Origin of the sequence: Sediminibacillus sp. JSM 1682029 (genome assembly GCF_041366435.1) — a bacterium.
GTDB classification, from domain to species: Bacteria; Bacillota; Bacilli; order Bacillales; family Amphibacillaceae; genus Sediminibacillus; species Sediminibacillus terrae.
On record NZ_JBEWYY010000008.1, the window covers coordinates 52,057 to 75,636 of the forward strand.

Here is a 23,580-nt window from a genome sequence, read left to right on the forward strand (position 1 = left end):
AATAAGGTGTAGAATATTTTTGTTCAGAATCTATTTATCAGGAAGGAATTCAACATGAAAAATTTATATTTTTTACTGGCAGTAGCTGCACTGGTTGCTTTAGCTGCTTGCAATACTGCCAAGAACGAAGAAAAAACCCAAGCAAAAAGCGAGAACTCTCAAACGAGTCAAAGAGAAACAGTTCCCCAGGACATTATGTTTGAAGCTTACCTCGCAAGTGACCAGCTAAGCGACGATGGGCAAATCCCAGTACTGATTGCAGCCAAAAACAACACGGATGAGAAAATCGAAATTGGGGAAGATGATTTTTCGATTTGGACAGAGATCGATGGAGAGCAACACGGCTATCAGCTAACCGCCGATAATGATATCCGTACGGAAACTATTGAACGTCAATCTGAAGGTTATCTTTATACTGACATGATCACTGATTTACAAGCGACCCAAAAGCCACTTCTAGCAGAGGATTTCAACTTGAAGTACGAAGGGGAGTATCTGGATGTGCCTGTGACGATAAACTTACACCAGGAAGTGCCAGAATCTTATGCAGGTATTTTGAAAGAACAAAAACAGGAAGCAGAAGCACCGATTGATGCAACTGATGAGATAGCTGCAAGCGAGAGTATTGAGCAGCCAGCTGATGAACAAGCTGAAAGCACGCCAGAAAGCATCAACGGTTTCATCCCCGAAGACAGACTCAAGGTTACCGCTTATCAAATGGAAGCCAGAAACAATCAGCTCGCAAAAGCCTATATCCGGGTCGAAAACTTGTCGGATGAGGAAGTTCACTATGATGCAACAAGATGCTTTGTCTTCGATACCGGGGAAGAATATTCTGAAGCCGACTTACATGACGATGCATTCGATTCTACAATGACAGTTCCGCCACATGGGAAAATCGATTACATAGATTATTTCCAGCTTGAAAGCAAATATGATGAAGATCTAGACGCTGAAGATATCATCAAAAATATATATGGCATACATTATCAAGACGACCAGTTTTTTGAAGTCATAGACATTTACGGGAACTATGAGGAAGAACTGCCAAGTGATTTCTCAGAGATAGAATAAAAATATAAATGATAGCTTAAGTGGATTGGCTGTCGCCCTATGATTTCAAAGCCATACACTCATGTTTCCTAGAAATTGAAACCTTCCTCCTTTTTAAAGCGTATTCACTTAAAAAGGAGGTAATTGCTTTGTATGAACATAAATTTATAAAAATCGAATTGGATTACAAACAAAAGCCTAAAGAGGATTACTATAGCATTGTTTCCGAACATGAAAAAGAGGGATGGGAATTGGTTCAAATTTTCGCCCCACCAACAAAAAGCTATGGATTGGCTTCCTTTTTCGAACTGATTTTCAAACGAAAAAAACATGAAAGCAACTAAAGTCCACTGTTTTTAACGCAAAAAGAGCCTATCCTGCACGGATAGGCTCTTCCAGTCTCTACTGGTTATTATTCTGTCAAACTCTCCACTGCAACATCAATCATTTGTTCATTCGCAACCGGTCCGGTATATAGCCAGCTGGATTCTGGTCCATACTCGTAAATGTTGTCGTTTTTGACAGCTGGGATGTTCTGCCAGATGTCATCCTGCAGCGCTTCAGCACCTTCCCCGTCACTGTTGATCAGGAAGATATGATCAGCGTCAAGCTCAGCCAACTTCTCCAGGGAAATTTCCGACCAGTTCGCTTCAGAGCTTTCAGATATCTCTTTCACAACATTCGGCAGTGCCAGACCAAGATCATTGTATAGGACGTCACCGCTGGAAAGGTTATCACTCACGATATAGAAAGTTCCTCCTACCAGCCAGATAGCGGCTACAGATTCGTCGCCAATCGCTGTTTGGATTTTCTCGCCGGCTTCTTCTGCTTTTTGTTTATATTCATCCAACTCTTTCTGAACATCATCTTCCCTGCCGAAGATCTCGCCGATTTGCTTAAACTCTTCCCGCCAGTCATTGTTTTGTTCGGTTCCGACGACATACGTCGGGGCAATGCTGCTGTATTGCTCATATTTGTTGCCTTCCACCATTTCTGCGGAATCCATGATAATCAAATCGGGATCATGGCTTGCGACCGTTTCATACGGAAGGTCATGCGGAATGGTCGGGACATCGCCCAGCGAGTCCTGCAAGTAATCCTGGATGCTTGCTCCATCCTGTACAGACCACTGTGCGACAGGTGTAATATCCAAAGCCACCAGATAATCTTCCAAATAGGAAGCAATCACCCGCTCTGGATTTTCGGGAATAGTGACTTCGTTTCCCATTGCATCGGTCAACGTCCGTTCACCGGATTCGTTTTCCGTTTCGGTTTGTTTATTCTCATTATCGCTATCAGAGGCATTATCCTCATCCTGATTATTTCCACAAGCAGATAAAACAAAGAAACAGACTAGCAAGCTGGTAAATATGTAAAGATAACTTTTCTTTTTCATGTCTTTATCCTCCTGATTATCTAATTGACATCTTAAATGATAACAATTCTCATTATCAATGACAAGCTTTATTTTATATTGGCAGTATATTATAATGATAGGTATTCTCACTACCGATTATCCATGAGGAGTATTACATATGGCAAACATTACAGCTGCAGACAAAGGACCCCGCCCTCTCCTTGCTACGGTTATTTTAATAGGCGGACTGGCAGTTCTACTGTTGACGATGGGACTGTCTATTTTATATGGAGCCGCAGACGTGAAATATGCAACGATTTGGCAAAGCATCTACCAATTCGATGCTTCCTCCACTTCGCACCAAATCATCCGGAATTTACGGATTCCCAGAGCCTTGGCAGCTGCTCTGATCGGTGCCGCCTTAGCTATGTCCGGGGCGATCATGCAAGGGATGACACGAAATCCCCTTGCTTCTCCCTCGATTATGGGAGTAACTTCCGGAGCGGCATTCATGATGGCAGTCGCACTGGTAGTCACCCCGTCAGCATCCAGCATAACCATGATGCTGTGGGCGTTCGCCGGCGCAGGATTGGGTACCGGAATCGTTTTTGCCGTCGGCTCGATTTCCAAAACCGGACTTACACCGGTCAAACTGGCATTGGCAGGTACTGCGGTTACTGCGATGCTTAATTCGCTCTCATCAGGTATCTCGATTCATTTCAATATCGCGAAGGATATGAGTTTCTGGTACGCAGGAGGCGTATCCAGCGTACAGTGGGTGCATGTAAAATTACTCGCTCCCATCGTCATCATCGGTATCATTCTGGCTCTGCTGCTCGCCCGTTCGATCACCGTCATGAATTTAGGGGAAGATGTGGCCAGAGGGCTCGGCCAGCGAACAGGCCTAATTAAATTCGCAGGCACGATCGTCGTCCTTTTGCTTACAGGTGCGGCAGTATCGGTCGCAGGCACCATCGGTTTTATTGGTCTTGTGATTCCACACATCACCCGCTTCCTGGTAGGAATCAATTACCGCTGGATCATTCCCTGTTCGGCCATTTTGGGCGCGATCCTGCTTGTAGCCGCCGACACCGTATCGCGAATGATCAATCCGCCTTTCGAAACACCGGTCGGAACGGTTACCGCTTTAATAGGTGTTCCCTTCTTTCTTTATTTAGCACGTCGTGAAGGGAGATCGTTATAATGAGCAAGCAAACAAAGAAAAAAACGTGGCTGATCGGCCTTGCTTTATTCCTGGCCATCATCGCGACATTGGTGTTAAGTCTTAATCTCGGCGTTATCCGGATTTCTCCGCTGGAGATTTTTCGGACAGTGACCGGAAACGGTGACGCCCAGAACGAAATGGTATTATTTCAATTCCGGTTGCCGCGAATGACTATCGCGTTATTAATCGGAGCTGGGATGGCTGTCTCCGGCGCCCTGCTGCAAAGTGTGGCGCGCAATGAATTGGCGGATCCCGGTATCATCGGCATCAATGCAGGAGCAGGCTTCGCCGTTGTGTTGTACATTTTCCTGTTTGAAGGCAGCACTGTTGTCTCCGACTCTTTGTCGATTTACATGATGCCCTTATCTGCTTTAATCGGAGCAATAACTGCAGCGGTTCTGATTTACGCAATTTCCTGGAAAAACGGTGTATCTCCTATCCGGCTTGTATTGGTTGGAATCGGAATCAACAGTGCCTTCGCCGCGCTGATCATCATTTTCCAATTGAAGATGGACCCAGATGATTTCACCCGGGCAACCGTCTGGCTGTCCGGCAATATTTCCGGTACAGACTGGAGTTACGTGCTCGCGTTATTGCCATGGATCCTCCTCTTTGTCCCGCTGGCGATATATAAGGGGAAATCACTGAACACCCTTTATCTGGGGGAAGACGTCGCCCAGGGACTCGGAACAAAAGTGGAACGGGAACGAATGACCGTGCTGTTCATCGCAGTTGCTCTGGCAGGTGCCAGCGTGGCAGTCGGCGGAGGGATTGCCTTTCTCGGACTGGTCGTCCCACACTTGTCGAAAAAACTAGTCGGCCCTACCCACGAACGATTCTTGCCGATCGCCGCATTGATGGGAGCTTTGTTGTTAGTCGTGGCAGATACAATTGGAAGAAACATCCTCGCACCATCAGAAATTCCAGTCGGTCTCATCGTATCCATCATCGGCGGTAGTTACTTTATCTATTTGTTGATGAAAACCTAATGAAAACAGTAGGCGGCCGGGACAAAAGCATGGCCACCAAAACAAAAAACGAGCGAGTTTGAACAATCAATCAAATTCGCTCGTTTTTTAATATTTGTATTCCTTAGATAGACTTCTTATTATCCTGTTAGTTGATGAGTAGTTCGTATCGCTATGCAAGATTACTACGCTTTCCACGGGTACGGCTTCCACTTCCTCAGAAAGCACAAAACGCTTTCTTGCGGTTTTTTCAGCTCGTGCTGTTCCCGTTGGAGTCTCCATTTCTTGCCTCCGCTGCGTTTACGGGGGCTAATTTTATATAATCAAGACAAAATACCGCGGGGATTGATTTCTATCCTATTGTTTACAAGCTTTGTAGATACTTCCATCTGAATTCCAGTAAGAAGAATAGCCCGAAGCCCCAATTTTATGGGAAACCCACAACGCCATCGAAAACAGCAATCAGGAAAAATAGTCCGAATTATGATAATCTTATAAATCAATGATAGAAAGGAGCGAATAGAATGAACAACCAAATTCCAGAAGTGACCCTGCATGATGGTTTGGAACTCCCGGTAATCGGCTTGGGTACTTTTGCCCTTAACGGCAATGAAGGCGCTGCTGCGATCCAGCGTGCTATCGAAGAAAACGGCTATCGGCTGATCGACTCCGCTTACAATTATGAAAACGAGGGTACGGTTGGCGAAGCGGTGAAACGCAGTGCTGTTCCCCGGGAAAAACTGCGCATCACATCCAAATTGCCGGGACGTTATCAAACTTATGAGAAAGCAATCAAAACAGTCCAGGAATCCTTGTATCGTGCCAGCCTGGATTATTATGACCTCTACCTGATTCATTGGCCCAATCCGAAACAGGATCACTACGTAGAAGCATGGCAAGCATTGATCGATGCAAAAAAACAAGGCCTGATCCGCTCGATTGGCGTATGCAATTTCCTTCCCGACCATTTAGAGCGGCTTGAAAAAGAAACAGGAGAAATGCCAAGCATCAACCAAGTCGAACTGCATCCTTACTTCAACCAAGGACAACAAAGAAAGTGGCATGAAGAAAACAGCATTAAGACAGAATCGTGGAGTCCGCTTGGACATGGCAACAACATCCTACAGCAAGTTACGATCCAGCAAATCGCAGAACGCCATCAAAAATCTGCAGCACAAGTCGTGTTACGCTGGCATTATCAATTAGGGGCTATCTCTATCCCGAAATCTGCAAATCCGGACAGGCAACGGGAAAACATTTCGATTTTTGATTTCTCACTGGACGACGCGGAAATGAACAGTATCTCCTCCATGACCAAACCGGACGGACGCATCAACGACCAGGATCCTGCCGTTTACGAAGAGTATTGAAAAAAAGAGTGTTCATCCTGCATACGGGGATGAACACTCTCCTTTTATTCTGTGGTGTTTTTCCAGCTATCGTCCATGACCATTTTTCCCGGCCAAGTGTACGCCGTTATTCCACCGTCGACAATCATGTCCTGTCCGGTCATATAAGAGCTATCATCAGAAACCAGAAACAGAACAGCCGTTGCGATTTCTTCTGGATCACCAAGACGACCTAGCGGTGCGAGCCATTTATTCGATTCTCTGAACTGCCGACCGCTTTTCTCTTCCTTCGTGCCAGCAAGCTTGTCAATCAGTGGCGTCTCAATCGTACCCGGCGAAACGGAATTGGCCCGGATCCCCTGCCTTCCGTAGTCAATCGCGATGGATTTCGTAAAATTAATGATCGCCCCTTTTGCCGCATTGTAGCCAGAACGATCTAAATCGGCAAAGCTGCCCGACATCGACGCGTTGTTGACGATCGCGCCTCCTTTATCGAGCATCAGCGGGATAAAATACCTGCTCATCAAAAAAGTACCGCGCAGGTCCGTTTGTTGAATCTCATCAAACAGTTCAACTGGGTATTCATGTACTTTTCCGCCCTCTTGATCCGTCCCTGCGTTGTTGAACAAAGCATCAATCCGTCCAAATTCTTCTTTTACCTGATCAGCAAAGCCTTCCACTTCTTCCTCCTTGGATACATCAACCCGGTATGTTTTCACAGTGCCTCCATTATCCCGGATTTCTTTCGCAGTACCTTCCAGTTCTTCCTGCTTGATATCCGCTATCACTACCGTCGCACCTTCGTTCGCAAAAACTTTTGCAGTCGCTTCTCCGATGCCGGTCGCACCGCCTGTGATGACTGCCACTTTATCGTTTAACTTGCCCATGCTCTTCCTCCTTTTTTCATTTGGGTTGTATTTTCATGTCGTTCCACGTCTGTCCCTGTTTTAAACAGCTTGTAATCACATACCGCTTGAAGAAAATACCGTAAATCTCAAGAAATACGGAGTTTCGTTTCCAATTCTCTTTTCGATACTTCTATCACATGTTATTGAGTTACTTCTTTGCTTGTGGTAAGATTTAATTGATATTGAAAATCATTATCATTTAAACGATGATTCATTACATACAGCTCGAGAAGTCGCTACTTACATCCACCGCATCAATACTTTTCAACCAAGGAGGAGAAGAAAATGAACGAAGAAGAATTGTACGATGTGACCATCATAGGAGGCGGTCCTGCCGGATTATATTCCGCTTTTTACAGTGGACTGCGGGCGATGAAAACGAAACTGATCGAATATCAGCCGCATCTCGGCGGCAAAATCCATGTCTATCCGGAAAAAATGATATGGGATGTCGGGGGCCTGACCCCCGTTTCTGGTGAAAAACTGATAGAGCAACTGGTTGCACAAGGGCTTACCTTTGAGCCGACAGTTGCACTGAATGAAAAAGTCGTGAAAATCACCCGGAACGATGAAAACCATTTTGTTCTGCATACGGCAGCCGGACTAAAACATTATTCAAAAACGGTCATCGTCGCTGTCGGCGGTGGTATATTGAAGCCGCAAAAGCTCGAGATCGACGGTGCGGAAAAATACGAAGTAGCCAACCTGCATTACACGGTGAAATCTTTGAATCAATTCAAGGATAAAACCGTCATTATTTCAGGTGGCGGAAATGCTGCAGTAGACTGGGCAAACGAACTTATCCCATTCGCCAAACAGGTTTATTTAACGTATCGAAAGGATGCTCTCAAGGGACATGAAGCGCAGGTCGAACAGTTGAAAAACAGTCCTGCGGAATGTTACTTCCATACTTCCATCACCAAATTGGTCGCAAGTAAAACAAAAGAGAAAATAAAATCAGTGGAGTTGACCAACCACCTGACAAACGAAGTAACCGAACTTCCCATTGATGAAGTCATCATCAACCATGGCTACGAACGTGACACGGAGCTGTTGAAAAACTGCTCCATGGACATTAAAAAACGCGACAATTATTTTATCGAGGGAAACCCGTCAAGCGAATCATCGGTGGACGGACTGTTTGCTGCCGGAGATATTCTCAAATATGACGGGAAAGTACACCTCATCGCCGGTGCTTTCCAAGATGCAGCCAATGCCGTCAACCGGGCAAAGCAATACATTGAGCCGGATGCCCAAGAGTACGGCATGGTATCCTCCCATAATGAAATCTTCAAGCAGCGGAACAAAACGTTGATCAACCAAATGGTGCAATAAACAAGACCGAATGAAATGGCAAACCCGACAGCCCTCTTTGGACTGTCGGGTTTACTCATTCGTATCGACCGTTATTTTCTTTCTAAGACCCCTTGGTCGATAAATTGGACTTCGACTTTTCATAGTAGTTTTCAGCCTTCTTTTCTTCCAAGCTTCAAAGCCCCGACAACCAACGGAAACTGGAGGGGTAAACGCAACCATAGAATCCAAGGGTTTGCTGGTTTTCCCGGCCGGAACGATATTCTTTTCACAGCCATATATACATTTGCCGGAAAAACTGCCATCATAAAAAGCGCCAAGAATTTCCCTGTTAGCTGCTGCCCTTTTTTCACCCAGAGCAGTACGGAAAAAATCATTTCCACTATCCCTGTGATTAGTACAATGGAGCGTCGAAAGGGAATTACTTTAGGCACGATTCTGCGAAAGCCCCGCTCACGCGCAAAATGCAAAATGCCTGCTCCAAACAAGATAATAGAATAGAGCGTTCGAAAAAACACTTTCATATGTAGGACTCCTTCCTCGTACTCTTTTCATAACCAACCCTGCTATTATCCAAACATATTTGCCTGGACACGGTATTCGTGCCCAGGCACGGGATCATCGTCTGCCTCGTTTCTCCATCATCATTTCATTTACTTGATCATACATGGTTGCCATACCCTCGGCGGACGCTTCAAATGCATGGGCATCTTCTTCCTCGATCCCCATCCGGCTCGCTTCGACTGCCACATCGATGTTAGCCCCCAGAAAAATAAACTGCCAGTCGTGCAGCTGTTTTTGCCGCTTAATCAAGCGTTGCACTTTTTCATAGCTGAATTCTTTACTGGCATTTTCCATTCCATCGGTAGTGATGACAAACAACACCTCATCCGGTCTGTCTTCAAATCCTGCTTGTAAATGTCGTCGATCGACATCTAGAATCGTCCTCCCAACAGCATCCAGCAAGGCGGTAGAACCTCTGACAACATATTCATTGCTTGTCAACACAGCTTGCTCCGCGTCCATCCCTTCCCACAATATATCGTATTCATGGTCAAATAAAACAGTGGTTACTGTCGTAGTGCCCTCCAAACGGCGCTGCTTTTCCATCATAGCATTGAAGCCGCCAATGGTATCACTTTCCAAACCGCTCATCGAGCCGCTCCGATCGAGTAAGAAAATAATCTCCGTCACCTTTTGTTTCATCGATTCCTCATCCTTTCGTATGCTTTCGATGCTATAATGATAACAACAAAAACAAAGGAACAGGTCGCCTTTGAAGCGACAATGAGGAGGCCCGATCATGCTTGATCAAAACACGCTGGAAGCGTTGCAGGAATACGTGGAAATGCATCGAATCAGTATGAACATGCCGTTATACGAGTCAGAAAGTATCTTTTCCGTAGACAGCGAAACGAATATAGCGGCTTTAGAAGACTATATAAAGGAAAACCAGTCCCCTTCCTTTTCCGAAATACTCTTGGGCCTTGTCGATGCGAAAGGATATACCGATTCCGAAGTGTATAATCGGGCCGGCATGGACAGGAGACTGTTTTCCAAAATCAGGTCGAACCCGAACTACAAAACAAGCAAGCAAACCGCCGTTGCTCTAGCAATCGGATTGCGATTAGATGAAACAAAAACCGAAGATTTATTAGATGCCGCCGGCTATTCCCTTTCATACAATGATCCCTTTGACCTCGTCATCCGTTTTTGTTTGCAAAACGGCACGTATGATGTCGATGAAGTGAATCAGGCATTGGAATATATGGGAGTAAAGACGTTGTGGTAAACAAATGAAGGAGAGCTTCCGGGTTGGGAACTCTCTTTCATTAGGATGGTATTACTTTGCTCATCTTTGGTGGCGAATTGATCATCTTTTTATGTAAGTTGATCCTCTTTGGCGTAGAGTTGATCCTCTTTACAGGGAATTTGCTCTTCTTAGAGGATTTATGATCTTCTTTTATGTCGAATTGATCATCTTTTCCAGTAATAACCTTGTATGATCTCTTACCCGTTCAACAGACTTCCAGTTATCCCGAAAATTATCATACAGACGACACCAGTAAATAAAAAATAGCCTACTAACCGGATTGGCCTGGGCAGTTTTCTTTTCTCCAGCTTTTTGGAATATCTAAAAGTAAATCCCAACTCTTGTTCTGTACTATTCTCGTTATCACCCTGCTCCCGCCTTTCGCAGATCCAGTTGGTTTTAACCAATCGATATTATGGGCAGTATAACCTTAGTCTCTCTTGCAGGGATTCCAACATTTCGCCTGGCATTTCCCGGATTGTGAAATCCTCGCCCAGGAAAAGCAGCCAGTTTGTTAATTCGGCAACTTCTTCTGGCTTTTCAACGTCGATAAATGTCTTTAGTACGGCGGTTGTTTGGTAAGGATCTGTATAGGAAAGGGAAACATGTAGTGGATGATATTTTTTGAACTGTGCAATTGCTTTTGGACCGAGTTCCAAGACAAGGTTGATCGCTTCTGTCTGCTCCCGTAATTTTTCTGCAATCTTTTGTTTACTTGTCCTACTTTCTATCGGACAAGGTTGGACGGAAATAATTTGGTCGACAGGAAAAATCCGCTTCTCCTCTCCTTTTAAGTCAAAGCCTTCAATCAACCAAAGGCTTTTTTCATGATAAAGATGCAATAGGTAAACTGGGTAAGATTTCTTTACGCTCTTCTCGTTAACGGTAATGGACAAATACCTATCCACAAGCAGCGTTTGGAAGAGTTTCTCCACCATAGGATGGGGAATGTCCGAAAGATCAAGCAAGTCGGGATCATGTGGATTGGTCCCTTCAAAAAGCAGGATTCGGTTTAGAAAAATAAGGTCATCTTGCTGGCTTTCCGAGATAAGACCAAGTAATTTTTCTGCTATGGACTGCCTGCTCTTCAAATAAGGAAGCTGCTGATTTCGTGTTGCCATAAAGGCAATGAACAGCGCTTTGACTTCGTCGTCAGTAAACCGGACCTCGGGCAGGACGGAGTTATGCATGACAAAATATCCGCCATCCCTTCCTGCCTCGGAGACAAGCGGCATACCCATAGCCTCAATTTCCCGGATATCTCTAATTGCAGTCGAACGGGATATAGTAAATTCCTGCATGAGTTCGGAGATGGTAAAGCGGGCACGATTGTTGATATACCGCATAATAAGATTAATCCGTTCAACTTTTTTCATTGTCTCCTCCAAAAGGTATCACTTTTTGATACTATTTAACGTTATTATAAACGTAACAAGTGATACAGACAACTCACTTGAAAATCTAAAATAAAGGAAGGTTTTGAATATGGCAGATTATTCTTTAGAACAAAAAGATGGTTTTACGGTAATAGGTTTAGGAACGGAGCTGAAGAGCGATTATAGGGACTTTGCCGGCTTGAGCAAGGAAAAAGCAGACTTTTGGCAGGAAGCAAGCCAGGATGGAAGGCTGGACACGTTAAAATCCATAGCTGTCAATGACTATATTTTTGCCGTGAACGAAGCAGTGAACAACAAAATGATGCATTATGCTGGCGTCATGGCAAAGGAATCGGCATCTGTTCCTGAAGATGCCAGAGTCATCGAATTTCCCAAAGGGGAATACCTGGTTGTAAAAGGGGAAGGGAAAACGGCTGATGAACTGAACAACCATGTTTCCGGAATCGCCTTTGGGCAAGTATTGCCGGAAGCAACGGACTTTGCCTATGTCGGCGGGCCAAATGCCATAGTGGAAATGGGAAAAAGAAACGGCTTCGTTTTCGGAGAAATGTGGATTCCTGTAGTCAGGAAATAAAACGATAGAAATCGCAGTTAGTTCATACTGCCTAAGAAAATCAGGACAGTCTGATAAAGAACCGTTGAAAATGTTTTATTGTATCTGCTTCTAACACTCAGAAACGCTCTAAAGACATATGTATGTAACCGTAGTTACTCTCATGCCCCAAAACCCCTTTAATGGAAGCATCTAACCTCGGGAAATGTAAGATTTACCGGAGGATTTCTTTGTAATTAATGAAAAGGATACTAATAGATTTTTTTAAAAGGATTGGTTGATTTTTAACGTAGGAAATCCCCTTTATATATTGTAAGACAATTTAAGTTGGCCAACGAAGTTTCTCTTACAATAATAAGCGAAAAAAGGGGATGTTGTTATGGGTCGCAGAACAGAATATATTAGAAATCTCACGCTGTCCCGAGATAATCTTTACAAGATTAAAAGGGCGCAATATGAAATTAGAATGCAAGGCTTCACTTATGTCGATGAGGGAAAACTTGTTAGTGGACTAAACGCGTTTGCAACCGTATTATCGTTTGCCTTTATGTTGCCCACTCCTGTCACCTTGGCAGCTGGCGTAATTTCGGCTATGAGTAACATAGGAAATGATCGTGCTCTAGTTATTGAAGTTTGCCGAAATGGCGAAGATTATTTACAACAACTCGAATATTTCTTCGATGACAATCCACAATATGACCTTATCAGGGTTGATTTACCGTTCCTCGAATTTGTTGATGAAGGGTTTAGAATTGTTCAAGGAAACGGAATGGTCACGGCGGTTCATACAGATGGCGGTTGGATATTACTTTAATAATGTAAAAAGAAGCCAACCGATCTGAAGTATTACCGAGTCCCGCTTGTAGACGGTTTTAACCACTATAGTCCGTCTACAAGACGGGGCTTTTCTATTTCTGAAATGGAAAAAAGGTATCTGATTAAGGAGCACATCAAGCTCGATATTTCCTCTTTTATTCCTCCTCATTACCAATCAATTCCATGATATAGTCATAATCAAACGTAGAATCTACAATTTTATAATAACCTTCTCCCTTGAACCCGGCTATTGAAGAACTAATATGAAGGACATCAGGGTCATTAATAAATAGGTCTGAAATAAATATTTCTCTTGATTGATCTAACTTTAGCATTCCTGTTATATAGCCCTCATTTTCTTTCTTAGCAAGCGCGTTCCGTGCATCCTTATCCTTTAATGGTTTTAACTCCAGATTACCAAGATACTCCAAAATTAAATCACAAGTTTTCTGATCGTGGGTTTTTGCATTGATTTCTTCACCGTCAGAGAGATTGTGGGTAAGATGAAAGTCAACTGGGGATTCAGTTGCATACTCCTCTAAAGGATTGAAGGGGATCATATAATAAATAAAATGCTGATAAAGATATACGGACAGAAAAATTATACCTAGCGCAAAGGCTAGATACTTCAGTCTTTTCATATTAATCACCAGTCCCTTTCATCCGATCGTGAATTTCCATCGAAGTCTGCCACAGGTAACACCATCTTATCCCCAAAATATTTACACTGCCACCATAAATAGCATTAAAAGTAACAATCAATTTGGCAATGATTTTAGCAAGCAGAAAAACAAAGCGTATTTAGGTTAGATGGAACAGTTGATCATAAAAGAATTACGCTTAAGATATGTCCAGGATTTGTAGGCCTATATTTATTCTCTTCTTCAGCTGACTCCCACGCTTACGAATAAGTATTTTTTATTCTTTTTTAGTCTTATTTGAGTCAATTGCTGTTCCAACTGTTATTCCAAAAACCAAACCTATACCAGCTCCGATTGCTAGCTCATCAAATATTAGTAACCCCAGCACTGCTCCTAAAGGTAATCCTATACCGATTCCAACCGCTAGATAAGTATCCCCTGTAGTATTTGTAATTTTGCTCACCATTTACTCCCAAAAGCAAACCTGCAATTTATTTTTATCTAAATCATAAAGGTCAAAAAACGTATTGTCACCATCATCTTTTAATTCAGTTACTTCTACACCTTTTTCTTTTAAATTTACATATGTAGTCTTAATATCATTCGTGAAAAAAATAGGATAAGTTGAATTATCTGGGGAAGCTACATTGCCTTCTTCGATCGTCAATGGAATTCCACTATTACCAATCGTGAACACTTGATACCCTTCACCTTTAAATGCTACTTTAAAACCTAACTTTTGATACCACCTACTCGATTCTTCCAGATTACTAACTGTTAAGCAAACAGTGTCTATCCTCTCAAACATGCAGGTACAACTCCTTTTCAAGTATTTAATTGTTACTTTCTATCATTGGGTAATCTATACCTTTATTTTTTGCCATTTTTATAAGTAAACTGCCGAATTTAATTGTATATCATCGCAAAATAATCAGAAAGCTTTTTTCATGCTTACGTAAATATTTAGCCGTTATACAACTATCCAAATGAGCGACCTGTAAATCCATTAGAAAAAGCCATGGGGAAAACCCATGGCTTTTATTCTCTATCGCGTATTTTCATCAAAGTGTACGGTTTCTTTCAAATCATTGTCTTCTTCCATGGAATCTTTGTTGGTCATCTTTTTCACAAATTCTTTTACCGTCTTCATACTCTTGCCAGATTCCCAATATTCCGCGATAGTTGGGATTACTTTGACCAACACGACGTTTGGATCCTCGGCGGAGGTGTTCAGCACTTTTCCGACGATTGGATTCCAAAAGTCTTTTTTCTTGGCCTCGTCCTGGACAAATTCAGCAGTACCGCTGATGGACACATAGGAACCATCTGCGTATGCCAGGTTGACTTCGGCGTTTTGGCTGATGTCGCGGTACTTGTCCGTATCTTTTTCGGTAAGGAACCATATTTCTTCTTCATCAAACTGAACTTCCTGCGTCTGCATCGGCCGGGACATCAATTTGCCATCCGGTGAAACCGTGGTCAGCATTGCCACCTTTTCGTCTTTGATCAAGTCTTTTATCTTTTTGAGCGTTTCCTGGTTTTCTGATGCATGTTCTGCCATTTCACTTTCCTCCTTCAGCTTTTGCTTGAATCAAGGGAGCATTGGTTTTTCATCTTTCCACTTATAACTTTACCCGGATTTAAACAAAGCTACTCTTACCCCGTGTATAGGAGAGGAGGATGTCACTGACCACCCTGCAGAAGTTTTGGATTTCAGAAAATCGCTAAAAGCTTCATACAGCTGTCAGGAAGTACCCATTTCGATTGTTCAAGGTTTGGAAGCTCAGTCTATGTATTCAATATTGTGTTTTTCGCAGAATTCTTTCGCGATTTCCCTATAGGCTTGATCCCGAAATTCAAACCATTCATTCCTGATGTCAAAGTCAATGATCGTATCCTTGAAACGACGGAATGCCCCTCTTCCTTTTATGACGGATAACAGCTTGCCCCGGGTATGCTCGGGTTGACGGTAACAAAAATCTTCCATGATGTCGTATTCATTAAAATCAAACTGGTCGGGAACCGGTACATACTTGTCTTCTGCCTCAACCAAGTCCTCCGCAATTTCCATTTCCTCTTGCTGCCAGTCAGGTAAATGACCATATTCTTCCCCATCTTCCGCCCTTCTCAGTGCTCCGTTAGACACATATACAAATTCTCCAGTTTCCAGATTAAGAAAGGAGTTACCCTCTTCCGTTGGTATGTCCATTTCTTCCACGATGTCTGAAAGTTTTACACGCATGATTCAAAACCTCCATTCCAATACTGAACCAATCATTCTTCCTTACTCTTGAGTTTAATACCCATCTTATATGAAATCAACGTTCCTATATTGTACACACGCGATGAAAAAAGGACCTTCCACAAACGCTTTGAAAGGTCCTCATCCTAGAATCGTTATCTTACATTTCCTGTTCCCACTCGGCTTTGACTTCCACACCGGTTTCTTTAGCCGCTGTTTCCAAACTCTTCACTTCCTGATCGGACAGTTCTACATTTGCTGCAGCAATGGCTCCATCGACATGGCTGGACTTTGTTACGCCGATAATCGGCACCGTACCTTTCGCGATTGCCCACGCCATGGCAATTTGCGCTGTGTCAACCTGATGCTTCTCAGCCGTGTTCTTCATTTTCTCTAGTAGCGGGGTTAACTTTTTCAGTACATCGGGGCTGAACGCTTTTCCTCTTCGCGTATCTGCTTTAAAAGGATTCTGAGCAGTGTACTTGCCTGTCAGCGCTCCTTGTTCAAGTACCATGTAAGAAAAGAACAACACATCATGCTCATTGCACCAATCAATAATCCCCGCGTCTTCTGAAGCACGGTAAAGCAAGCTGTAATGGTTTTGCACTGCGGGCAGCTTCAGTCCTTCCTTTTCCAAAATCGAAGCGGCCAGCTTCACTTCCTCCAAATTATGATTGGAGACACCAGCATGCTTAATCTTACCGTTTTTCATTAGGGGGATCAGCTCCGCTGTCCACTTTTCGACATCGTTTGGATTGTGAATCCAGTAAATATCCGCATGGTCCACACCCAGTCGTTCGAAGCTGTCATTCAGGGTGTCTTCCATTGCTTCATGGGCACCAGGGGTGAATTTGGTGGATACCAACACATCTTCACGTTCCTTGATAAAGTTTCCTAAAATGGTTTCCGAAGCACCCATTCCATACACTGCCGCGGTGTCCCATAGATTAAAACCAGCATCCATGGCCGCATCAAAAACAGGTTTCAAATCTTCGTCTGAAAGATTATTTCCAAACACAGTGTCTCCGCCATTTACTCCATTTCCCCAGGACCAGGTACCCAAGGCTATTGGAGGTATCGTTTCGCCTTTTAGTTTTACGGATTTCATGTCATCCCGCCTTTTTACATAGTTTATACAAGTTTATTATTCCACGGAATGGGTGGGAATAAATTAGGATTCCCTTTAGTTTAGGTGTAAACTCTATTTTTACTAGTCGATAATTACTATATAGGAATAGCCATTTTGTTTATCACGGCCTCTTCTGTCGGATAATTTTTTATTATAACCTTCAAAAGCTTGCTAACTATCTGCGTCTATCAATACTCTATTCTAATAGCTCTTAGTTCAGCAGTTACTCTCTAGAATAAAATCCCAGTTAATTCAGCCACTTATTTCCGCACATCATTGAAAACGGCCAGTCACTGTTTCTCAGGTAAAAAAGATTCATACATTGGATAATAAATTTGATTTTGCTCTTAAATTCATCTCTTCTACCACTCTAAACAATATAAAGTAGCCGATGGCAATCTTCCAAGGCACAGTTAATTCATCACCATCATCTTTAATTTTCACTGATAATTCTTCATCATTTATATTTATTTCTTCAATAAATTTTTTTATCTCTTCAAGTAACTCATCAGGACCCATAAATTCATTTTCTTTTCGCTCAATACTAGTCATACAATAAAATTCCTGAAATTGATTTGGATTTACTATTTCGTTTTGAATTCTTTTTAAAAATTTTTCTATTTTTTTACGTATAATTAAGTCTAAATTGCTTATATAATTGATACCAGGCGTATAAACCCTTTTATTTGCTGCTCCCTGACTCTTATGGAGTTCAACTGTCCATTTTATTTTTTCATTTTCAAAGTCAGAATTATAATTAGTAAGTTCTACTCTATAAGTATTAAGGATTAAATATGGAATGTGGTATTTATATCGTGCTTTTTTTAGATTCTTCCTTTTTTCAATATTGACAGGGAAAGTATTGTAATTTAAGTTTACAAATTCCTCATCCTTTTTTTGCCGAAAACTTGTTTTTGGATATGGGGGAATTTGTTCTCCTTCAGTCTGTATTATCTCTTTTGCAAAGGCATATGCTAATTTAGGAGGAACAGCGTTTCCAACCAACTTATGTTTGGTTGCTTTAGTGTCACCATAAAATTTATAATCTATGGGAAAACTCATAATACTTGCAGCTTCACGTATAGTTGGAGTTCTATATCTATCCTTTTCATTATCTATTTTATAAATATGAGATTCTCGAGAACTATAAGACAAAGTGGCCATGATTGTTCGAGAAGGTTTATCAAGGCTTTCTGGAAATGCCATCTTCCCCATATACCCTTTGTCTCGTTTTGCCTTTTTAGCCTTCTTCCATTCGAAATCAGCTAATTCCTTCACATAAAAATGATCATTGATTTTTCTATCAAGCATTTTCAATTCAGGATAATTTGGATCTTTTATCTCTCCCTGAACTTTATTTAAACTTCTTAAAATAAAGCTTAACGGAATAACTTCTTCATCATTTAAGATAGTTTCTTGAGGCTTCGGGAACTCTCCACAAAAATATCTCCTTCTATTTTGTGCTACACCATAATATTTAGAATTATATATACCAGAACTATTACTTTTCACTTCAAGTATAAAGTTCCCATCTAACTCTAAGTCTTGGGCAGTATAATGACTTTTTAAAAACTCACTCGCATTTGGTACATTTTCCAAAATCCAGTATTTTAACACAGAGTTTTTTTTGAACTTTTTCCTCGCTATTATTCTTAAGTATGCTTCAAATAATCTTATCCCTAGAGACTTATCTGCTTTTCCTGATTTATTTGAATTAGAAAAAGCAACGCACGGTGGAGAACCAATAATTACATCAGTATCCGGAACAATATTATGAAACTCATCATCTGGTAGTTTCGATAATAATTCAATATCTACTTTTTTTGTTGGCCATTCTGGGTGGTTTTTGGTATGAGTGATTACTGCTGGTCCCCAATTGTCCGCACTAAAGACAACATCAAAACCCGCTATTCTAAAGCCTTCAGAAAACCCTCCAGCGCCACAAAAAAAATCTGCAACTTTCATTAAAATCACCTATCTTATATATCGTCACTCGTTATATGCCATTCTGTGACATTTTTCTTCCAATGTTTTTCATTTAAGTATACATTTTTATAAGGATCCCTTATTATGACAGGCTGATAATTCTTATTTTTAATCTTATCTCTGTCCACTAAATATAAATAATAATTTTCTTCCTTAGTACAGGCACTTTTAAGCTCATTTTTACTCCAATAGAAATTTATCTTTCCAGTATATGACTTAACTTCTATAAAACGATCATATTTATTTGATTCGGGATTGGTAAAAGAAACTATATCATAACCTGCCGAAACGTCCACTTCAGATATCTTTTTCGCATAGAACTTTGAATTAACTGAGTTGAGCCTTTTATTCTCATAATCTAAAACAAAAAGTTCTGCCTCTTCTCCTATTTTATTTTGATGTTCAAGAATCTCTTTTAATTTTTCTAAAGATAGCTTACTTCTTTTTGACGATACTATCTTTTCTAACATACTTTCATAATTGCTATCAAATAACAAGATATTTTCATTTCTATAATCAAAACCAATTACACCTAAATTAATCAATAAATTTCTTATCCCTGATAATTTAAAAGAAATACCACTATTCTTTAATGCATATTTTCCAATTACTGAATCAAAGTACACTTTCTCTACATCAAAAAATTCACTAAACACAAGATTAAGTAATTTAGCAGAAAATAATTCGTTAGGTTTTTTAGAAGTACGTAACTTTTCTGATAAAATATTTCCTGTTTTAGTAAGGGAAACTTTCCTCCCTGATGAGATAGTAATAATATCCATATGTAACATTAATGTCAATATTCCTTTTACAGGTATTTTTCTGTAATTAGGGTTACTCAGTACGAAAGATTCAATATTAAACAGGTCTTTATTTTCCAGTGACAATACATCAAAAAGTATAAATTCTATTTCCTCATAATTACCTAATCTATCATAATCAGTTAACTTTCCTAGTATAATTTCTAATCAACACCTTAATATCATCTTCTTCATATTCATCCTCTATTAAGCTAAATAAAGGTATAGGTTGATTTTCCATAACTTCCATCATTCTTTTCTCTTTAAATTCTAATCGTTCGTGAATGGTCTCATCGATTGATTTTGAACTCAGAAAATAGTAATAATTAATTTTATCATAGCTTTTTAGTCCATACCTATGTATCCTATCTTTCGATTGAATAAATTGTGCAGCATTAAAGTTTCTTTCTGCATATATTGCGTTATGACAGACTTTATGAAGAGAAATAGATTCCGATACAGCATAAGGATTTGCTATTAATACAGCAAACTCAGACTTTTGATTATGAAATTCTTTTATTATTTTTTCTCTTGTTTCTACTTCTTTATCAATTTGTTCACTCTCAACAGGTACTTCACCATAGAGTAATCTGGATTGTATATTTATAGTGTCCAAGTATTTCTTCAAATCACGCATATTTTGGATAAAAGACATCCAAATAATTACTTTTTCGCCCTTTTGGACAATTGATTGTACAAGTTCCCCAATTTTTTTAAACTTGTTGGGTATTATGCTGTCTGAATAATCATAGATTTCTTCTAATATTTCTGTATCATCAATGTAATTCTCTGTTAGAGTATCATCTTCGTAAAAATCTTGTATTGGTTGTTTAAGTAATCCTGGGTTAGTTGCAGCTTGCATTAGACGAATCAACCTAGCCCTTACAAGAAAGCTTTTTAGATTCGGTGTATCGTCTTCTTGAACTAGGTAGTTCATGTATTTATCCTCTATAAAGTCATATATTTTTCGTTGGTGACTGTCCATTTCCACCATTATTGGGGGATTTTCTATTGGTTTAGGGATTCCTAAGTCACTCTTTTTTATCCTTATAAAAAAGGGTGCAATATTGTTAATAAGATTTGGAATTCGTTCATCACTGTAGGACTCGGACATTTCTTGCAAGTGATATTTTTTATATTTTATAACATTTTTTGTTGGCCATATAAAATTAAATAAATTCAACATATCTTCGTACCCATTTGGAGCAGGTGTTCCTGTTAAAATCACCCTTGATTTACAATATTTCGCTAGTTCTAAAGTAGTTTCTGCTATTATTCCTCCATCAGTGTTTTTAATCTTATGTGCTTCATCTAAAACAACCATAACTTTTTCTTTTTTCAAAAAATACACTAAGTCATCCTTCACTGAGGGAAGTCCCTGATAAGAAATAAGTGTGATTTCCGCAGGAGTGTCGGAATAAAAATAATTAGTCTTTTCAGCTTTATCCACTCCACCAGATAAACGTTTGGAATACGGCTTATATCCAAAACACTCCTCAAACTCCGATTCCCAAGGTCCAAAAGAGCTTAAAGGGCCTATTATTAAGAGACGATTTACCTTTTTGGGATTTTCATTTTTCAGATGTTTCAAATATGCGTAAGCTCCATAAACTATACTAGTTTTGCCCGCCCCAGGAACAGAAAAATTACAGGCATTCTGTGCAAAAGCTAAGTGGAAAGCAGAAAGTAATTGAAGTTCATATAAAGTCCTGTTTTTCATATTAGCTTTCACATATGAAACGAAGGTATTAAATTCCCATTTATCAAAGATTTTATTTCTGATATTATTTGCTTTCGAAGAAAATTTTTCGAAGTTTTCTTCTTCTTTAAAGTAACCTTGTAACGCTATTTTTACTTGATCTGATTTTTCTTCCTCAAACCTATGTTTTTTTAACAATTTTCTTATTTTTGTTAAAACTTCGGATTGATTTTGGTTATCATATGGAATATAAACTTTTCCCTCATTGAATTCTGCATTTAAGTAATCTGTTAAATATAATTTTGCCCTTTTTATATCAATCAACTCACTAATAGCTCCAGCTAAAACAAACTTCTCCCTAAATTCATCTATTTCTATTTCGATGGATTTCATAAGGACTTAGTTCCTTCCGGTAATACATCTTTAAAATCTTTTAATATGTTCTCTATCTCTTTAACTAGTAGAGCTTCTTCAGAGTTTCCTTTCAGCGAACTACCATTAATCGCCAACAAGGAATTCTTCGCTCTATTAAGTAACTCAACTGGCTTATTAGCTTGTTTAATATTATCAATTTTGGACTCTGATTGTTTTAAATTATTCTTTAATTGATTTTTAACCTTTTTCTTCCAATCTTTATCCCTAGTAGTCAGCAGCTTAGACATATTTGCATCAGGGTTCTTTTTCATAACATCTTCCACGGATTCCTCTTCTATTTCGGTTGTAGAATTGAAATGATATTCACGAAAATCTTCCCAAATCTTCTCATTGCAAAATATTCCGTCTTTTTTACTCGGTTTTGCAATTGATCTAAATTCTTTACCTTCATATTGAGCACGAATGTAATCAAAACTAATAGTCTTTAAGTCTGTTACATCCATCTCATCATAGTCCCACGTTACACTTTTAGTACCTTTATCATAAGATTTCAAGTAACTGTATAAGTCAACCATTGGTCCTTCTCTTTTTTCCAGCCTTGTATATATCCCTGAGTATTCAAGGTAATCTAGGTAATCATCCATCAAATCCATTATTCCTAACCACTTTTCAATGGTGGACTTATTTTCACCCATCATATTAGCAATATCTATTTCAGAGAACCCTATTCTCTTTAAGTCTTTACATTTTAAATATTTTTCAGTAGGATTGTAATCTAACTTTTCATCTGCCCCTAATTGATATGTAGTTTCTAATTTCTGTACGGCTTTCTCCCCAGCATTTTCGGGTAATATTATTGCTATAAAATATTTACAGGCATCTATATTATGGTTTTGCTTTTGCCAACTTTCCCTATTTTTGTAAATTCTATTTAGCAAACTCGCTCTTCTGTTCCCATCAATTATAATACCATCACTAGTAACTATTCCATATACTTGTTGTCCCATTTCAACTAAATTTTTTTCAGTTCTTTTGTTTCTTTTCTCGTATGAATTCCAAAGAAACTCTTCTATAACTTTCTTATCTTCTTTATTTTCCGGATTTAGTTCTCTGTACTGTCTTTCATAAGACTTCACTTCACTACCTACTCTTCCATTATATTTATTGTAAATTAAATATTCTAATGGAATACGATATGCGTTAAAAGCTCTGTTTTGCCCATCATAATTTATTCTAATCCCTGACATGTAAGGTTCACTTTTTTGTATTTCTTTTAGTTTTTGTTCTCTAAGTTCCTTCTCCATTGTAGTCTCCCCCCGTGTAATATAACGTGGTTACTATTTTAAAACAAATTCTATTTTTTTACAAATAGGGGTGTTATAATTTGCAAATAAAAAATATTTTGAAACATAAATGGCGTGTTCTTATGAAGAGAGAGCTAAAATTGGTTAATCAAGGGTAGGGTGCCAAATTCTACAACTATTCATTCTATAACTACCTACTGTAAAATTCTTCTGATTTTCTAGTGTTTTAAGTTTTAAATTAAATCCCTCTTAAATTCCTTTTCAACCCTTCAATTTGACTCAATAACTTATTTCTTAAGACTAGTTAACTTATTATCGGAAGGCTCCAGGGAATCTTGGATAACAACAGATTATAACCAACAAATATTTTTATGTTATGTCTAACTGTCTTGAAATTCTATGATTATTTATTTATACTTTTTTGATTAAATGAAACTTTACATAATATATTTGTATGATATTTTGGATGGTAATTTTGAATTTTTATAATCCTATACTTTCTCATTTTTTGAATTCCTACACTGTATTATCAACTTAGCTGGAACAACACGCTTCATATTGGCAGGACTTCACACCACAACTTTTTTGAAGAATTAGCTTAAGCAGGAAACGGTATTCTTAAAAGCAGTTTCTATAAAAGCAATTGTTTCT

Annotated in this window: 24 protein-coding genes; 9 read left to right on the forward strand and 15 right to left on the reverse strand. The window is 39.7% G+C overall.

The features are described 5' to 3' along the window. Window positions 1–54: 54 nt before the first annotated feature. Together ABVF09_RS14010 and ABVF09_RS14015 are read left to right on the forward strand one after the other, a co-directional pair. On the forward strand, window positions 55–1,074 hold the full coding sequence (locus ABVF09_RS14010; RefSeq protein ID WP_026772450.1) for a hypothetical protein: 1,020 nt from the start codon (window positions 55–57) through the stop codon (window positions 1,072–1,074). 128 nt (window positions 1,075–1,202) lie between these two features. Then, on the forward strand, window positions 1,203–1,397 hold the full coding sequence (locus ABVF09_RS14015; protein WP_153465510.1) for a DUF4177 domain-containing protein: 195 nt from the start codon (window positions 1,203–1,205) through the stop codon (window positions 1,395–1,397). Window positions 1,398–1,465: 68 nt separating this feature from the next. On the opposite strand, the gene ABVF09_RS14020 is transcribed toward ABVF09_RS14015, so the two are convergent. Continuing rightward, the gene (locus ABVF09_RS14020; RefSeq protein WP_153465508.1) at window positions 1,466–2,449 is read right to left on the reverse strand and encodes an iron-hydroxamate ABC transporter substrate-binding protein; all 984 of its coding nucleotides are present in this window, start codon (window positions 2,447–2,449) and stop codon (window positions 1,466–1,468) included. Between the two features lie 139 nt (window positions 2,450–2,588). Between ABVF09_RS14020 and ABVF09_RS14025 the strand changes: the two genes are divergently transcribed. The 3 genes from ABVF09_RS14025 to ABVF09_RS14035 all read left to right on the forward strand — a co-directional run bounded on the left by ABVF09_RS14025 (window position 2,589) and on the right by ABVF09_RS14035 (window position 5,973). Next, the gene (locus tag ABVF09_RS14025) at window positions 2,589–3,614 is read left to right on the forward strand and encodes a FecCD family ABC transporter permease (protein ID WP_153465506.1); all 1,026 of its coding nucleotides are present in this window, start codon (window positions 2,589–2,591) and stop codon (window positions 3,612–3,614) included. Further along, complete coding sequence (locus tag ABVF09_RS14030) at window positions 3,614–4,624, forward strand: FecCD family ABC transporter permease (RefSeq protein WP_371069437.1); 1,011 nt, start codon at window positions 3,614–3,616, stop codon at window positions 4,622–4,624. Before ABVF09_RS14025 ends, ABVF09_RS14030 begins: the two co-directional genes overlap by 1 nt. Before the next feature lie 503 nt (window positions 4,625–5,127). After that, the gene (locus tag ABVF09_RS14035) at window positions 5,128–5,973 is read left to right on the forward strand and encodes an aldo/keto reductase (RefSeq protein WP_371069438.1); all 846 of its coding nucleotides are present in this window, start codon (window positions 5,128–5,130) and stop codon (window positions 5,971–5,973) included. 44 nt (window positions 5,974–6,017) lie between these two features. Here the strand turns inward: ABVF09_RS14035 and ABVF09_RS14040 are convergent, their stop codons facing one another. Then, on the reverse strand, window positions 6,018–6,839 hold the full coding sequence (locus tag ABVF09_RS14040; RefSeq protein WP_371069439.1) for an SDR family oxidoreductase: 822 nt from the start codon (window positions 6,837–6,839) through the stop codon (window positions 6,018–6,020). Between the two features lie 306 nt (window positions 6,840–7,145). Here ABVF09_RS14040 and ABVF09_RS14045 point away from each other — a divergent pair, with 306 nt between their 5' ends. After that, window positions 7,146–8,195 (forward strand): NAD(P)/FAD-dependent oxidoreductase, encoded by a 1,050-nt coding sequence (locus ABVF09_RS14045; protein WP_371069440.1) that lies wholly within the window; start codon window positions 7,146–7,148, stop codon window positions 8,193–8,195. Between the two features lie 131 nt (window positions 8,196–8,326). Here the strand turns inward: ABVF09_RS14045 and ABVF09_RS14050 are convergent, their stop codons facing one another. Together ABVF09_RS14050 and ABVF09_RS14055 are read right to left on the reverse strand one after the other, a co-directional pair. After that, a complete protein-coding gene (locus tag ABVF09_RS14050; protein ID WP_026569469.1) occupies window positions 8,327–8,698 on the reverse strand; it encodes a DoxX family protein in 372 nt (123 codons plus the stop codon). 94 nt (window positions 8,699–8,792) lie between these two features. Then, the gene (locus ABVF09_RS14055; protein WP_153465493.1) at window positions 8,793–9,380 is read right to left on the reverse strand and encodes a vWA domain-containing protein; all 588 of its coding nucleotides are present in this window, start codon (window positions 9,378–9,380) and stop codon (window positions 8,793–8,795) included. Window positions 9,381–9,477: 97 nt separating this feature from the next. On the opposite strand from ABVF09_RS14055, the gene ABVF09_RS14060 reads away from it, so the two are divergent. Beyond that, the gene (locus ABVF09_RS14060; protein ID WP_371069441.1) at window positions 9,478–9,966 is read left to right on the forward strand and encodes a hypothetical protein; all 489 of its coding nucleotides are present in this window, start codon (window positions 9,478–9,480) and stop codon (window positions 9,964–9,966) included. 434 nt (window positions 9,967–10,400) lie between these two features. Here the strand turns inward: ABVF09_RS14060 and ABVF09_RS14065 are convergent, their stop codons facing one another. Continuing rightward, window positions 10,401–11,363, reverse strand: coding sequence for a helix-turn-helix transcriptional regulator (locus tag ABVF09_RS14065; protein WP_371069442.1), 963 nt, complete (start codon window positions 11,361–11,363; stop codon window positions 10,401–10,403). A 109-nt stretch (window positions 11,364–11,472) separates the two neighbouring features. On the opposite strand from ABVF09_RS14065, the gene ABVF09_RS14070 reads away from it, so the two are divergent. Beyond that, on the forward strand, window positions 11,473–11,958 hold the full coding sequence (locus ABVF09_RS14070; protein ID WP_371069443.1) for a GyrI-like domain-containing protein: 486 nt from the start codon (window positions 11,473–11,475) through the stop codon (window positions 11,956–11,958). Between the two features lie 358 nt (window positions 11,959–12,316). Then, entirely contained in the window at window positions 12,317–12,751 is a 435-nt protein-coding gene (locus ABVF09_RS14075; protein WP_371069444.1) for a hypothetical protein, read from the forward strand. Between the two features lie 157 nt (window positions 12,752–12,908). On the opposite strand, the gene ABVF09_RS14080 is transcribed toward ABVF09_RS14075, so the two are convergent. The 10 genes from ABVF09_RS14080 to ABVF09_RS14125 form a co-directional block, all read right to left on the reverse strand. Next, complete coding sequence (locus ABVF09_RS14080; RefSeq protein WP_371069445.1) at window positions 12,909–13,394, reverse strand: hypothetical protein; 486 nt, start codon at window positions 13,392–13,394, stop codon at window positions 12,909–12,911. Window positions 13,395–13,671: 277 nt separating this feature from the next. Further along, complete coding sequence (locus ABVF09_RS14085; RefSeq protein WP_371069446.1) at window positions 13,672–13,857, reverse strand: glycine zipper domain-containing protein; 186 nt, start codon at window positions 13,855–13,857, stop codon at window positions 13,672–13,674. Window positions 13,858–13,860: 3 nt separating this feature from the next. Next, window positions 13,861–14,202: a VOC family protein gene (locus ABVF09_RS14090; protein WP_371069447.1), complete on the reverse strand. Its 342-nt coding sequence runs from the start codon at window positions 14,200–14,202 to the stop codon at window positions 13,861–13,863. A gap of 237 nt (window positions 14,203–14,439) precedes the next feature. Continuing rightward, window positions 14,440–14,955 carry a pyridoxamine 5'-phosphate oxidase family protein gene (locus ABVF09_RS14095; protein ID WP_371069448.1) on the reverse strand — a complete coding sequence of 172 codons (516 nt, stop codon included), beginning with the start codon at window positions 14,953–14,955 and terminating at the stop codon, window positions 14,440–14,442. Window positions 14,956–15,177: 222 nt separating this feature from the next. Beyond that, window positions 15,178–15,636, reverse strand: coding sequence for a UPF0158 family protein (locus ABVF09_RS14100; protein ID WP_371069449.1), 459 nt, complete (start codon window positions 15,634–15,636; stop codon window positions 15,178–15,180). A gap of 160 nt (window positions 15,637–15,796) precedes the next feature. After that, window positions 15,797–16,744: an aldo/keto reductase gene (locus ABVF09_RS14105; protein ID WP_371069450.1), complete on the reverse strand. Its 948-nt coding sequence runs from the start codon at window positions 16,742–16,744 to the stop codon at window positions 15,797–15,799. A 336-nt stretch (window positions 16,745–17,080) separates the two neighbouring features. Further along, window positions 17,081–18,730, reverse strand: a complete 1,650-nt coding sequence (locus ABVF09_RS14110) for a DNA cytosine methyltransferase (RefSeq protein ID WP_371069451.1) — start codon at window positions 18,728–18,730, stop codon at window positions 17,081–17,083. A 14-nt stretch (window positions 18,731–18,744) separates the two neighbouring features. Next, a complete protein-coding gene (locus ABVF09_RS14115) occupies window positions 18,745–19,542 on the reverse strand; it encodes a protein NO VEIN domain-containing protein (protein WP_371069452.1) in 798 nt (265 codons plus the stop codon). A gap of 148 nt (window positions 19,543–19,690) precedes the next feature. Beyond that, on the reverse strand, window positions 19,691–21,643 hold the full coding sequence (locus ABVF09_RS14120) for a DEAD/DEAH box helicase (RefSeq protein ID WP_371069453.1): 1,953 nt from the start codon (window positions 21,641–21,643) through the stop codon (window positions 19,691–19,693). Then, window positions 21,640–22,929, reverse strand: coding sequence for a hypothetical protein (locus tag ABVF09_RS14125; RefSeq protein WP_371069454.1), 1,290 nt, complete (start codon window positions 22,927–22,929; stop codon window positions 21,640–21,642). The genes ABVF09_RS14120 and ABVF09_RS14125 overlap by 4 nt, the downstream gene beginning before the upstream one ends. Window positions 22,930–23,580: the final 651 nt, after the last annotated feature.